11 protein-coding genes and 1 pseudogene are annotated in these 13,458 nt (G+C 33.8%); all 12 read right to left on the reverse strand.

All coding sequences use genetic code 11. The features are described 5' to 3' along the window. Nucleotides 1-29 precede the first annotated feature (29 nt). The 12 genes and pseudogenes from DMB92_RS02695 to DMB92_RS02750 all read right to left on the reverse strand — a co-directional run bounded on the left by DMB92_RS02695 (nucleotide 30) and on the right by DMB92_RS02750 (nucleotide 13,440). Nucleotides 30-473 carry a phosphoribosyltransferase gene (locus DMB92_RS02695; RefSeq protein ID WP_142681511.1) on the reverse strand — a complete coding sequence of 148 codons (444 nt, stop codon included), beginning with the start codon at nucleotides 471-473 and terminating at the stop codon, nucleotides 30-32. Nucleotides 474-485: 12 nt separating this feature from the next. Beyond that, complete coding sequence (locus DMB92_RS02700; protein ID WP_142681512.1) at nucleotides 486-1,799, reverse strand: NCS2 family permease; 1,314 nt, start codon at nucleotides 1,797-1,799, stop codon at nucleotides 486-488. An 87-nt stretch (nucleotides 1,800-1,886) separates the two neighbouring features. Continuing rightward, nucleotides 1,887-3,791 carry a motility associated factor glycosyltransferase family protein gene (locus tag DMB92_RS02705; RefSeq protein ID WP_142681513.1) on the reverse strand — a complete coding sequence of 635 codons (1,905 nt, stop codon included), beginning with the start codon at nucleotides 3,789-3,791 and terminating at the stop codon, nucleotides 1,887-1,889. Between the two features lie 21 nt (nucleotides 3,792-3,812). Next, nucleotides 3,813-5,681 (reverse strand): motility associated factor glycosyltransferase family protein, encoded by a 1,869-nt coding sequence (locus DMB92_RS02710; protein WP_142681514.1) that lies wholly within the window; start codon nucleotides 5,679-5,681, stop codon nucleotides 3,813-3,815. After that, nucleotides 5,681-6,460 carry an oxidoreductase gene (locus tag DMB92_RS02715; RefSeq protein WP_142681515.1) on the reverse strand — a complete coding sequence of 260 codons (780 nt, stop codon included), beginning with the start codon at nucleotides 6,458-6,460 and terminating at the stop codon, nucleotides 5,681-5,683. Before DMB92_RS02715 ends, DMB92_RS02710 begins: the two co-directional genes overlap by 1 nt. After that, entirely contained in the window at nucleotides 6,460-7,167 is a 708-nt protein-coding gene (locus tag DMB92_RS02720; protein ID WP_142681516.1) for an acylneuraminate cytidylyltransferase family protein, read from the reverse strand. Before DMB92_RS02720 ends, DMB92_RS02715 begins: the two co-directional genes overlap by 1 nt. After that, entirely contained in the window at nucleotides 7,164-8,090 is a 927-nt protein-coding gene (locus DMB92_RS02725) for a Gfo/Idh/MocA family oxidoreductase (RefSeq protein WP_221886245.1), read from the reverse strand. The genes DMB92_RS02720 and DMB92_RS02725 overlap by 4 nt, the downstream gene beginning before the upstream one ends. After that, nucleotides 8,071-9,117 (reverse strand): nucleotidyltransferase family protein, encoded by a 1,047-nt coding sequence (locus tag DMB92_RS02730; protein ID WP_142681521.1) that lies wholly within the window; start codon nucleotides 9,115-9,117, stop codon nucleotides 8,071-8,073. The genes DMB92_RS02725 and DMB92_RS02730 overlap by 20 nt, the downstream gene beginning before the upstream one ends. Continuing rightward, nucleotides 9,107-10,276: a UDP-N-acetylglucosamine 2-epimerase gene (gene neuC / locus DMB92_RS02735; RefSeq protein ID WP_142681522.1), complete on the reverse strand. Its 1,170-nt coding sequence runs from the start codon at nucleotides 10,274-10,276 to the stop codon at nucleotides 9,107-9,109. The genes DMB92_RS02730 and neuC overlap by 11 nt, the downstream gene beginning before the upstream one ends. Further along, the gene (neuB, locus tag DMB92_RS02740; protein ID WP_142681523.1) at nucleotides 10,269-11,279 is read right to left on the reverse strand and encodes an N-acetylneuraminate synthase; all 1,011 of its coding nucleotides are present in this window, start codon (nucleotides 11,277-11,279) and stop codon (nucleotides 10,269-10,271) included. Before neuB ends, neuC begins: the two co-directional genes overlap by 8 nt. A 60-nt stretch (nucleotides 11,280-11,339) precedes the next feature. Further along, a pseudogene (locus DMB92_RS02745) lies at nucleotides 11,340-12,454 on the reverse strand (N-acetyl sugar amidotransferase). 104 nt (nucleotides 12,455-12,558) lie between these two features. Then, nucleotides 12,559-13,440: a methionyl-tRNA formyltransferase gene (locus DMB92_RS02750; RefSeq protein ID WP_142681525.1), complete on the reverse strand. Its 882-nt coding sequence runs from the start codon at nucleotides 13,438-13,440 to the stop codon at nucleotides 12,559-12,561. Nucleotides 13,441-13,458: the final 18 nt, after the last annotated feature.

The following is a 13,458-nucleotide window of genomic DNA, read 5'->3' on the forward strand; positions in this document are numbered from 1 at the left end:
TTATAGTCCAAATTATACTTCATTTTTATTTAATCAATTTTAATATCCCAGAAAAAATCCACCCATTCAAGGGCTTCTTTTACCTTAAATTCTGGGATAAGCAAGGCTTTACTTTTATAAAAAATACTTGCGATTTTAAGATCAAGATGAGGGAATTTTTCAAGCAGGAGCTTTTTAATCTCGCTAATTGTTTCGCCACTATCAATGATATCATCAACAAGCAAGACCTTTTTGTAATCATGCAAATCAGGGATATTAAAGATTTTAATGCTATCAAGTTTGTTTGTATCTTCATAATGAATGGAATTTAAGGAAAAAAGATTGCGGTTATTAAGTGCCACGCTTAAAGAATGTCCTAAACTCATACCCCCTCTAGCAATGGCTAAAATCACTTCAGGATCAAATTCTTGCTTGATATTTCTTGCTAAAAACTGAGTATCGCCCACAAACTCATCAAAACTATAAAATCTCATTTTTACTCCATATCAAATAAATTTAAGCACGAAAATTGCTAAAGAAATCAAGCTCAAAACCCAAATTCCCAAAGAAATTTGGTTTAATTCTTTGCTAAAAATACGCATGAGCAAGTAACTTACAAAACCAAAGGCAAAACCTGTTGTAATCGAGTAAGTAAAGGGCATCATGATGATGATGAAAAAGGTTGCTACAGCTATGCTTGGATCTTTAAAATTGATATTTCTTACTTCCATAAACATCAAGATACCCACCATAACTAAAACAGGGTAAATTGCATTTGCCGGAATAGCCTTAAACAAAGGCAAAAAAAACAAACAAAGTCCAAAGCAAAGTGCCACGACTAAGGTTGTAAGCCCTGTTCTTCCTCCACTTTCTACCCCTGTTGTGCTTTCTACAAAGGCTGTAACGGTTGAAGTTCCCACCAAAGCACCCACACTTGAAGCACTTGCATCGCTAATGAGTGTTCTGCCAAGCTTTTTTTCTCCTTCTTCTCCTTCAAAAATTTTTCCTCTTGCCCCAACGCCTGTTATCGTTCCTATACTATCAAAAAGCTGAGTGATGAAAAAGGTTAAAATAACTGGTATCATCGCTAAATTTAAGGCTGAAGCTATATCAAGTTGTAAAAAAATAGCACCCAAACCATCGACCGAGCTAAAATTTGGTAAAGAAACAAGCTCTTTTGGAAAAGTAGCCCCACCAATACCAAAAATCCAAGCAACTAAAGAAGATATAAGCACTGCTAAGATAAAAGCTGCCTTGATCTTTAGTGTCCAAAAAAGCAAGATCAAAATAAAACTAAAAAGTCCAAATAGCACCTTGGCACTTGCTAAATTTCCAAGTCCTACAAGAGTGGCTTCATTATAAACGATAACACCCATTTCTTTTAAGCCCAAAAAGGCTATAAACGCACCAATACCAGCACAAATAGCAAGCCTTAGATCTAAAGGGATACTCTTAATCACCCAAACCCTAAAATTTGTAAAGGCAAGACATAAAAAAATAGCTCCTGATATAAAAACAGCACCCAAGGCACTCTGCCATGCAATGCCACTTCCCAAACAAACACTAAAAGCAAAATACGCATTCATTCCCATTCCAACACTCATGGCAACAGGAGTATTTGCATAAAAGGCATTAAACATGCAAGCTATAAGAGTAACTAAAGCAGTAGCCACGATCAAAGCATCAATTGGCATACCTGCATTTGACATGATATTTGAATTTACAGGAATGATATAAATCATTGTCAAAAAAGTTCCAAGCCCTGCTATAAGCTCGGTTTTAACGCTGGTTTTGTTTTGTTCGAGTTTAAAAATATCCATAAAAGCCCCTTGATTATAAAAGCATTATTGTAGCATTGAAGTAAAAAATTTATGCTTAAATTCTCTTATAAATAAGGGCTTTTTATCTTACAACAAATTTCTTTTTTCTAGCCTATCTTGCAAGGGGATAATATCATATTTTATCCTTGAAATCATCACTTGAGAAAGATTAATAATCTCTTCAAGCCAAGCCTCATGAGCAAAAATCCATGCGACAAGCTTATTTTGTTGCTCACCTTCGTTGCTGATATTTTTCACATACAAAGGAGTAAGCTGGGAATCTTGGTGAAATAACGAAGGAGATAAAATTTCGTGAACAAAAAAACCTTTTTTACTTTCTATTAATTCTCTAACGCTATCTATTCTTTCGCAAAGTTCTAGTGGCGTTTCATGTTGCTTTCCACTTGTAAGATTATGAATTTGCTTGAGTATTTTTTTACACTCTTTGATCATCTTTTGTGTTTGAGACATACCTTTTTTAAGTTTTTTATAGGCATCAAGCATATATTTATCTCTTTGTTTCATGCTCACTCGTGTAAGTTTTTTAAAGGGTTTTTTTAAGGGCTTACTAAAAAATGTTTCGCAAGCTTCTTTAAAAGGCATTTCTATACTCCCATGAATCCTTGCACCACCCTCCGTACAATTATAAGTACTAATCCTTCGTTTATCTCTTTCTATGAAATTTTCAAAAATTTGCCTAAAAAGTGTCCAAACCTCAGAACTTTCCACAAAGCCATCTCCACCATAAGCCGTGGTGGTAAATCTACCCTTATGTCTTTCATAATGTCCTTCATGCAAAAAAGGATTTCTATATTCTTTTACATGAGAAGCCCCATCTTTGCCATAAGCAAGATCTTGTCCTACTAAACAAATTTTTGTATAGCCTAATGCTGAGGCTACTTCATAAGCCATATTAGCTACGCTCATTCCTCCACCAAAATATCCAAAATCATCAAGTTTCATATATCTAGCAAAGGGTAAACTTCTTTGCGTAAGTATATAAGATCTTTTATTTTTTTCAAGATATTTAATAGAATTTGGGTGAGTTAAAGAAAAAAGTATAAAGATGATATCCTTATCAAATTCCCCAAAGTCATTGTTAAAAAACTCTGAAGTGATTTCCGCTCTTTCTAATGATAAAACATAATCAGGTTTTATACCATACTTATATAAAATTTCATAAGAAGAATCAGCGCAAAAGATAGTTGCTCTATCTTGATATTCTTTAAGTAAGGGAAGTTGTTTTGCAAGACTTGGTCCAGTAGCAACGATGATGGCAGCACCATCTTTTACCTTTCTTTTTTCTAAAAGGTGTTTGATACTTATGTGAGAGATCATAAAAGGTAAATTTAACACATATTGCTCAATGCCCTGCAAGGCATCAGCTGGATCATTACCATGCATTAAGGCTATTGATTTCATTGCCTCAAGATTATAAGAATTGATTTCTTTGATGATATCCTTGTAATTATCCTGATAAAAATCACAAGTTGTATGCAAAAAATAAAGCTTAAAAAAAAGCTCTATTTCAGGCATTCTAAAAATATAATTTGCTTTAACATAAGAATACTCATTTGCATCAATGATGATTAGCCTTGCCTTTGATATATCCTCGCTAAAATCAATCATATTTAAAACAAGATAAATGAGTTCTACTTCATTTTCAAAAACAATAATGCGTTTAAAAGCTTGATTTTGAAGCAAAACCTTAAACAAAACCCCATTTCCTATCCCATAAAAAAATAAAGAAGGATATTTTGCATACTCCGTTTTAAAAGATTTGATTTTTTCTTCAAGCTCTTTTAAAGGTTCTTTGTAAAGTTCTTTTTTATCTCTTCTTATGATATTGGTATTTAAAGGATCTTTGTCCTTACTAAACTGATAAGAAAAATTTTTCGGGGCTTTGATGCTCAAAAGCTTTTCTTTTAAATTTATATATCTTTCTCCACTCATCACTTCTATATTTTTTTCAAAAATATCTGTTTTTATCATCACTTCTCCTTTATTTAAATTTTACCATTTTTCTATACTTTCTTCAATAGCTTTTTGTTGAGCGTTTGTATAAAGTAGTATATCATGAAACCAATGCTGCTGTGTATCAAGCCAAGTGATGAGCTGTTGAACTTGTTCTTGTTGCGAACCTGAGGACATGGTTTCAATCCTAACAAGCTCACAATCATTATGAAACAAAGGCGTAGCAAGAGCTTCACTATGTAAATTCTTAGCCCTTAGCTTTTCTTTTAAAATCATAAGGGCTTGTTTGGATTTAAGTGCTTCTTTTATATCGAAATCCTCTACATTTGAAACTTCCAAAAGCTTTGCAACCTTGTCAAGCTCTTTAAGGCAATCTTGGCTAAATTTTTTTAACTTTTTGACATTATTTTCAAGTTTTTGCTTTATTTTTTTAAGCTCCTTATTTCTTTGATGTTCGTTCAAGGTAGGAGCTTGATAAAGAAATTTATCTATTTTTTGAACCAAAAGACTTTCGCATACTTCTTTAAAAGGCTTTTCCAAAGTTCCCCCTATCCTTGCACCACCTTCTGTACAGTTGTAGGTATTGATTTTAAGCATATTTTTTACAATGTTTATATCTCTTTCAAAAGACTGCCTAAAAAGTGTCCAAACATCAGAACTTTCAACAAAACCTTCCCCTCCATAAGCTACAGTGGTAAATCTTCCCTTATGTTTTTCATAGTCTTGCTTATGATCTTCAAGATACCTAAAATCATCAGTATGAGACACTCCGTCTTTACCATAAGCTAAATCTTGTCCTATCAAAATGATATTTTCATGTCTTAAAGCCCCAGCTAACTCATAAGCCATATTAGCAACACTATGTCCTGTTCCTAAATACCCAAATTTAGGTAATTCAAGCTGTAAGGAAAAAGGCAGTGGTCTTAAAACAAGCATAAAATCCCTGTGAGTTTTTTCAAAATATGAAAGCGTATTTTCATGAACTAAGGAAGAAACTATAAATAAAATCCCCTTATCAAATTCCCCAAAGTCATTGTTAAAAAACTCTGAACTAAAATCAATCCTTTCTAATGATAAAACATAATCAGGTTTTATATTATGTTTATATAAAATTTCATAAGAAGAATCAGCACAAAAGATAGTTGCTCTATCTTGATATTCTTTAAGTAAGGGAAGTTGTTTTGCAAGACTTGGTCCAGTAGCAACGATGATGGCATTTTTTACCTTGCCCTTTCTTTGCTTTAGAAAATCTTGAAAAACCCCATGAGCTAACATTGTAGGCAAATTTTGCAAGGCTTGTTTTATACCCACTATAGAATCAACAGGATCATTTCCCTTGCCCAAAACTGAGTATTTTATTTCATGAATGATCTGGGCATTGATTTGATTAAGTTCGTCAAAATATGCCTTATTATAAAACTCGCTTTGCAAGTTAAAATTATAAGTTTTTACCGAAGTTGCTATATCTTTATACTGAAAAAGCGTATTAAGCTGTGCTGAATTTAGGCTCTTTGTATAAAAAATAATCAATCTTTCCTTGCTTAAATTGTGCGTAAAATCAAATAAATGAAAAGCAAGATATAAAATTTCAAGCTCGGGCTCAAAAATGATGATATGTTTGTGTTTATCATTTTCAAGCAAAAGCTTTATTAGCATACCATTTCCAAAGCCATAAAAAAACAAAACCGGATATTTTTCATAATTTTGCTTAAAAAAAAGATAATTTTCTTGTATATCCTTACTCATATCCTGATACACAAAGCTTTGCGTTTTTTTATCAAAGATATTTAAATTTTCATCTAAACCAAATCTTTGACAAGCATGCAAACTCCTAAGCTCATAAGCAAGCACTTGATCGACTTCAAACAAAGCCTGAGTATTTTTTAAAAAAAGCTCGTTATTTTGCATTAAAGCCCCCAACCATCAGCAACCACCAAACTTTGCCCTGTTATAAATTTACTCTCATCACTGAGCAAAAATACCAAAGCCCCACACACATCATGAGCTTCTAGCATACCTTTGCTCGCACAACATTTTCTGTATGCTTGCAAAAAAATTTCTGGTTGATTGTCCAAAATTCCACCACTTACTAAGGTATTAACTCTTATATTAGTGTTAAAAAGTTCTTTTGCAAGCCATACGCCAAGGTGATTAATCCCTGCTTTGATCACGCTGTATTCAAGGCTACTTTGCATGGAAGTTCCCGCGTAATTTTCAAATTTAGGCGCATAAACACCCATGATAGAGCTAAGATTGATGATATTTCCATAACCTTGCTTTTTAAAAAATCTCACAAATTCTTGTGCTGCGAGCATAAAGCCACCCAAATGCAAATTCAAACTCTCACAAATTTGCTCATACTCAAGCTCATAATAAGGCACCTTTCCCCAGTCCTTGCCAAAAGGATAGCTAGAATTAACAAAGGCGTCAATTTTTTTAAATTTAAGTGCTATTTTTTCTATATTTTCTTGCAAATTCCGTCTTGAGCAAATGTCCATTTTTACAAAAAAAACTTCTTTTTTAAACTCAGTTTCAAGCTCTTTTGCAAATTCTTTCATTTTTTCTTCATTAATATCTGCTAAAACCACCTCCCCAGCACTTGCTAAGATCTTTTTGCATAAAGCCTTGCCTATCCTGCCGCAAGCTCCTGCTACAACGATGAGTTTATTTTCTAAAAGTGCGTGCATTAAAAATCCTTTTGCTCTAAATTTTTTCTTTTTATCAAAAACTCAACTAAGTCAAAATCAAGCTCACTATCCACATCAAAAGCAGTATCTTCGCTCATCACATAAAGACTTGTTTTAGCTCCAAAAACGCTATCTTCAAGAAGTAGTCTTTTTCTTGTAAAAATATAAATACTCGCATTCATATCATAGCATTTTGGCGCACTTTGACGCGTGGTAAAATCGCTGATCTTAGATCTTTCAACGACCCCATTTTGCACTTCGATGAGATTAAAATAAGGATTGCGTCTTGAGGGAACTGCTGTGATCAAATTTTCCTTGCCCTCCTTGATAAAAAGCTCATAAGCCTTGCAAATGTCCTTGCTACTTCTAAGAGGTGCACTTGCATCAAGATCGATTAAAATATCAAACTGAGTATTAAAATGCTCCTCGCTTCTTAGCAAAGCATCACGCATAACGGGCACTTTTGCAGCATTATCAGTAGCAAGTTCTGCCTTTCTTTTGAAAAAAACCTCAGCGCCGTATTTTTGTGCTACGCTTGCGATTTCATCGCTATCTGTGCTGATTACTATATGTTCAAAAAGCTTTGAATTTCTAGCTTGAATGATACTATAAGCAATCATTTCTAAGCCATTTATTTTTCTAATATTTTTGTTTTTAACGCCCTTACTTCCGCCTCTTGCACAAATGGTGCATAAAACATTTTTCATCTTTGATTTTCCTTTTTGATCTTATCACATATCTTTAAAAGCTTTAAGGCTTGATCTAGGCTTGGCGTGTTTTTGTCATTATTTAAAACGCCTTTGTGCAAAGCCTTAAGCGTAAGCAAGGTATTTGCCTCAAAGTCAAATCTCAAGCATTTTTGCTTCACATCATAAATTTCAATGAAATTTCCTATCAAATCAGCCTTTATCGAACATTCTTTAGAGTCGATAATAATCTTTCTTTCATTAAATTTACAAAAACAATCAAGGCTAATGCTCACAAAAGCCTTTTTACTCTCAAAACATAAAAAAGCAAAGTCATCGCTTGTGATTTCAAGCTCTGAAATTGTAGCATTTTTTGAAAAAATTAAGTTTAAATCCCCAAAAAGCCACATCGCATAATCAAGCTCATGCGATAAATCAAGCAAAACTCCGCCTCCAAGCTCTTTTTTTGCACTATAATTTTGCTTATAATCACCTTTACGCCACCAAGGCAAGTAAGATTTGCAAACTATACTAGCATTATAAATGCTTAAATTTACGCAAAGTTCTTTAAGCTTTTGCAAAATGGGGTTAAATCTTAGCAAATAAGCCACAAAGACTTTATTTTGCAAATTTAAGCTTTTATAGCTTTCAAACAAAGGTTTTTCCACAAGAATGATCTTATCTTTTACCAAGCTATCAAGCTTTTTAAGGGTTTCAAAGTGCTTTGTAGTGATATTTGCGATGATGAAATAATCAAAGCGGCTTAAATCGCACTCCTCAAAAAAGCGGTAAATTTCAAAAGAGCCAAATTCTTCAAACAAGCTCTCATCAGCACTTTTTGAAAGCACGCTTACTTCAAAACCAAGCTCTTTTAAGGCTAAAAAATGCTTTTTACCTATGCTTCCAAAGCCGATGATTAGGGCTTTAGCTTTCGAATTCATCATTTGCCCTTTTATACTCATCAATTCTGCCTATATCGATCCAATAATCCTTGATCTCATAGTTACTAATTCTCGCTTTTTGTTTCAAAAGTAAGGAAAATAAATCAGGCATATCAAGGTATTCATTTTCTTTTAAAAATTTTAAAGCCTCAGGCTCTAACACATAAATTCCAGCACTAACCAAAAAACTAAAGGTTGGTTTTTCTTCTATATCCAAAATTTTATTATCCTCGCATTTTACAACCCCATAAGGAATTTGATAGCTAAATTCCCTCACACACATCGTTGCTAGGCTTTGTGTTCTTTTGTGTTGTTTCAAGATAGAGGCAAAATCAAGCTCGGTTAAAATATCTCCATTCATCACAAAAAAGCTCTCATCAGGGCTAAGCTCATTTTGCTTGAGCAAGGATAATGCTCCGGCTGTACCAAGACGCTTTTGTTCTTTGATATATTCTATCTTGACACCAAAATCAGCTCCGTCCTTAAAATACTCCTTAATGATCTCACTTTTATAATTGACACAAAAAATAAAATGATAAAAGCCCTGTTTTGCAAATCTTTCCACTATGGTTTGTAAAATGGGCTTTGAGCCAACTTTAAGCATAGGTTTTGGTGTGTCTTTGGTTAAAGGAGCTAGACGCGTTCCAAGACCACCAAGCATTAAGACGATTTTATTTGTTTTGCTCTTTTTTTCTAAAATCTTTGAAACACTAAGTATTTTAAGCACCCTATTATCTTCATCAACAACAGGAAAATCATAAATATCATATTTAGAAGCAAGGGCTAAAATTTCGTTTCGATTTGTGCTTGGGGTGATTGTTTTTGGATTTTTTGTATAAATATTTTGCAAAGATGAGTGAAGTTCATAGCCCTCAAGCAAAGCCTTTCTTACATCAGAATCAGTTAAAACCCCAAGCAAACTATCTTTATCATCAACAACCAAAGCAATTCTCACTCTTTCCTTGCCAAGAACCTTTAGTGCTTCTTTGATCGTGGAGTTTTCTTTTAATTTGAGCTTATCAATGTTCATACCCACTCCTTAAATCCACAAAATTTTTATTTATTAGCACGCTTAAATCGGCATTTTTAAGCCTTTGTTTAATTTCAAAACTTGGATTTTTGCTCTCAAAAGGATTTTTCATCGTTTTTAAAGACTCTTTAAATTCCTTACTCTCAAGCCTTTCAAAGCCTTTTTGCAAATTTGACATACTCACATCGATGATATTAGCTGCTCTTAAACGCCCATTTTGGCGTGATCCTATGTTAATGCAAGGCGTCTTAAAAAAAGGCGTTTCTATAAGCCCACTTGAGCTGTTTCCAACGACTGCGTTAGTAATTTTCATAAGGCTTAGGTATTTAAGCGTTCCAAGACTATCAAAAAGCTTTGCTTTGTGAGGATTTTTATCACAATACACTTTTAAAGCCTCATTGATAAAAATGCCGTTTTCATCGGCATTTGCCTTGGTAAAAATCAGGCTTGAGCTTTTAAATTTATCAAGACTTTGAAGCAAGCTTTTAACTTCTTTTTGCAAAGAACTTGAAGTAAGAGTTTCAGGGTGATAGGTGATAAGATAAATCTTTTTATCAAATTTAAACTCAAGCTCACGCTCAAGCTCTTTTTTGCTCAAAAGTTTTAATTTTTGGATATTTTCGCCACCTAAACTGCCTACATTAAAGACACGCCAAGGCTCTTCGCCAAGCTGCAAAACCCTATTTTTATACTCATTTGCACCCGCAAAATGAAGACTAGCCATTTTGCTTATCGCATGCCTTATACTATCATCAATCGCACCCAAAGTAAGCTCTCCGCCATACAAATGAGCGATTGGAATTTTCATCATCAAACACACGCTAGCCACACAAAGCATTTCATAGCGATCGCCCAAAATAACGACTATATCAGGCTTTAAAGTCTCAAAAGCCTCGCTAAAAGAAACAAACCCAAGCCCCATAGCCTTGCAAATACTGATCTTATCATCACTTGCAAGCAAAATAGGAATTTTTTTATCGATCTTAAATTCTTTTTCTATTTCCTTATAAGTTAGCCCAAAATCAGCACTCAAATGAGCAGCTGTAACGATGAGCTGAAGTTTTAAGTCCTTATCGGCATTAATTTCTTTGCATAAATTTCTAAGCAAGCCCCATTCAGCCCTTGTCGCACTTACGACACAAATTTTTCTCCTACTCATCGATAAGCTCATCTGCTTGATAATCTTTGCTTGCGATTTTACCTAAAAACTCATCATAACGCATAGCACAAATGCCATTTGCCGGTCTTTTTGTCGTAAGATTTTGTTCGCTAAATTTTTCGCCTTTTTTGATTGCACAGCTTGCAACGAGGCTTTTTCTAGCGATTTTAAGATTTTCTTTCTCACTAGGGCTTAATTCTTTTAAGCCACTTCCAAGAGCAAGCTCAGCTTGCCTGATAGCTTGTATCATCGCCTTTAACTCGCTTGGCTCTAAGCTTGCTTTGTGATCTGGTCCGCTCATCGTTTTATCTAAGGTAAAATGCTTTTCAATGATCTTTGCACCCAAAGTTACTGCCATGATAGGACAAGTAATGCCTAGGGTATGATCTGAATAGCCTATATCATGGCTTTTAAACTCATTTTGTAAGGTTAAAATCGCTTTTAAATTTGCATCTTCAAAAGGCGTTGGATAGGCTGTATTAGCGTGCAAAATGCTGATATTTTCTTTTTTTGTGCCATTTTGAATCAAAACATTTAAAGCCCAAGAAATTTCTTGCAACCGGCTCATTCCTGTGCTTAAAATCACTTTTTTATCAAGCTTTGCTATGGCTTTTAGGTAGGGTAAATTTGTGATTTCGCCACTTGGAATTTTAAAAATTTCAAGCCCAAGTTCATCTAAAAGTCTTATACTTGGCAGATCAAAAGCGGTAGAAAGAAAGTTGATATTAAAATCCTTGCAATGCTTGATAAGCTCTTCGTGATCGGCTCTTGAAAGCTCAAGCTTTTTGATCATTTCAAGCTGCGTTTCATTTTTATCTTCGGCATTTTCTACTTGATACTGCGCTTTTGGGGCATTTTTACTAATACACTCATTCGCTACAAAGCTTTGAAATTTAACATAATCAGCCCCAGCCTCGCTAGCCTTTTCAATAAGCTTTTTAGCTAAGCTTAAATCCCCATTGTGATTAACACCAGCCTCAGCGATAATTAAAGTTTTTTGCATTTAATCTACCTTATTTTCTTGCTTTATTATAGCAAAAGGCGTTCCAATCTCAACTTTGTTTTATTTTAGCTCATTTTTTAGCTTAAACTCACCAAATTCATTTTTGTAAAAAAGCTCTTTATTGTAATGTTTTTCAACAATTTTCCAAAATTGATCACGGCTAAGTCCTGTGAAGTTGCAAAAATCCTCCACGCATTTGTTATCAAGATTATGATCTCTTTGTTTAACAATTTTTATAGCATCGTTTCTACTTAAAAGTCCATACCGAATAAAACGAGCAGCATAATCACTCGCCATAGCATGCCCAAATTTAGGATATTTTAACCAAGCATGAACAATATAGCCTATAGTATCAATTTGATCAAAGTTTTCAGCACAATGGCTTCTGTCCCATTCTCCTTGTAAATCGATAAAACCCCTGCTTTTGGCAAAGATATAATTACTATAAGAATTCCATTTAATAAAATAACTCAAATAAATTGGCTCAAGTTTGTTTAAATCATCTTTATTAGGATTAAAAAAGAGTTGCAAATCTTGCTCGCTCGTTTCCTCGTCGATAAATTCTTGTATATCAAGATCGCTTGCTACTCCGTTTAAGAAAATATCTTTGGCACTTGGAGTTTCTCTGGAGTCAATGCCCCCCCCCCATACTCAAAACCAACATTTTCGCCATAAACAAGCAAAGGAGTGTTAAATTTCAAAGCCATAGCAAAAGGATAGCTATAAATCAGCCTATCGATGAACCAAGTAGGTTTGCCGTATTTTTCAAAGGTTTTTAGCATGATCTTTTTTTGGGTTTTGATATCTGGTTTTAAGCTGATGATATGACATTTAAAGGTTTCGCTTAAATTTTTTAGATTTTTCTTACCCGCTTCAGTCATGGTAAAATTATCCTCCACACTAAAAAGCACAGGATTCATTCCAAGCTTTTCTTTCATAACATGCACCTTAAAATGCGAATCCTTACCCCCACTTACCGCTATAGCACAGTCATACTCAAATTTACCATTTCTATGCCTATGCTTATCACAAAGTGCTTCAAGCTCTTTAAGTCTGTCTTGATAATCAATTTGTTCTTTTTGTGCATGATTATTGCAAGCTGAGCAAACACCATTTTCATCAAAACTAATGCCCGGTCTAGTATCTGGTATAACGCACTTTTTGCAGTATTTCACGACCTTCCTTTTAAGATAGACTTATCAATAATTTTAAGGGGTAATTATATCAAAAAAAAAAAAAACAAAAATCAACCATTCCTAAAATAAACCAAAAAGCGAGGCTAAAAATGATTCATAAATTTATCATTAAGCTTTACTTCGCCTTTAAATTTCAAAACCTTTAAAGCTCCATCTTTTGTTTTTACAATAAAACTTTTATCATCTTTTTGCACGATAGCCCCCGTTTTAGAATTTTTAAAATCATCTTGAATAATCTTACTTTTAAAAAGCTTAATTTCTTTATCTTTGATAAAAGCACTTGCTCCTAAATTTGGAGCGTTTAAAGCACGGATAAAATTAAAAATTTCTCTCGTGCTTAAAGACCAATCTATAAATTCATCACCTTTTTTTCGTCTTGGACAATAAAACCCACCTTCTATTTGCTTAAAAGCCTTTACTTCGCCCTTTAAAAATAAAAGCAAGGCTTTGAAAAGCAAATTCGCACATTCTTTATATGCTAGTTTTAAAAGCGTGGTATAATCATCTTTATCGCTGATAGGATAGCTTTTTTGCAAGATGATATCGCCTGTGTCAATGCCACTATCTACAAAATGAACGCTAATGCCAAATTCTTTTTCATCATTGATCAAAACCCAATTTAAAATATTTCTACCACGATAAAAGGGAAGTTTTCCAGCGTGGCAATTAATGATTTTGCGAGGATAAAGTTTTAAAAGCTCGGTTTTAAAAATTTGATCAAAGCTCATTGATACAAGCAAATCAGGACTAAAACTTTGAATTTTTTGAATAAAGGCTGAAGAATTAATATCAACTTTGAAAAAGCAAGGGATATTTTCGTTTTCGGCAAGTTTTTCAAGCTTTTTGTCTCTTTCGTTTCTTAAAACAACAAAGGCAATTTGAATGTGTGGATTTTGTATAATTTTTAAAAAGCAGTTTTGCGCCCAAATGCCATCGCCAAAATACCCTATAACAAGCCTTTTCATGCACTCCTCCTAAGAGGA

Origin of the sequence: Campylobacter sp. MIT 99-7217 (genome assembly GCF_006864365.1) — a bacterium.
Taxonomy (GTDB): domain Bacteria; phylum Campylobacterota; class Campylobacteria; order Campylobacterales; family Campylobacteraceae; genus Campylobacter_D.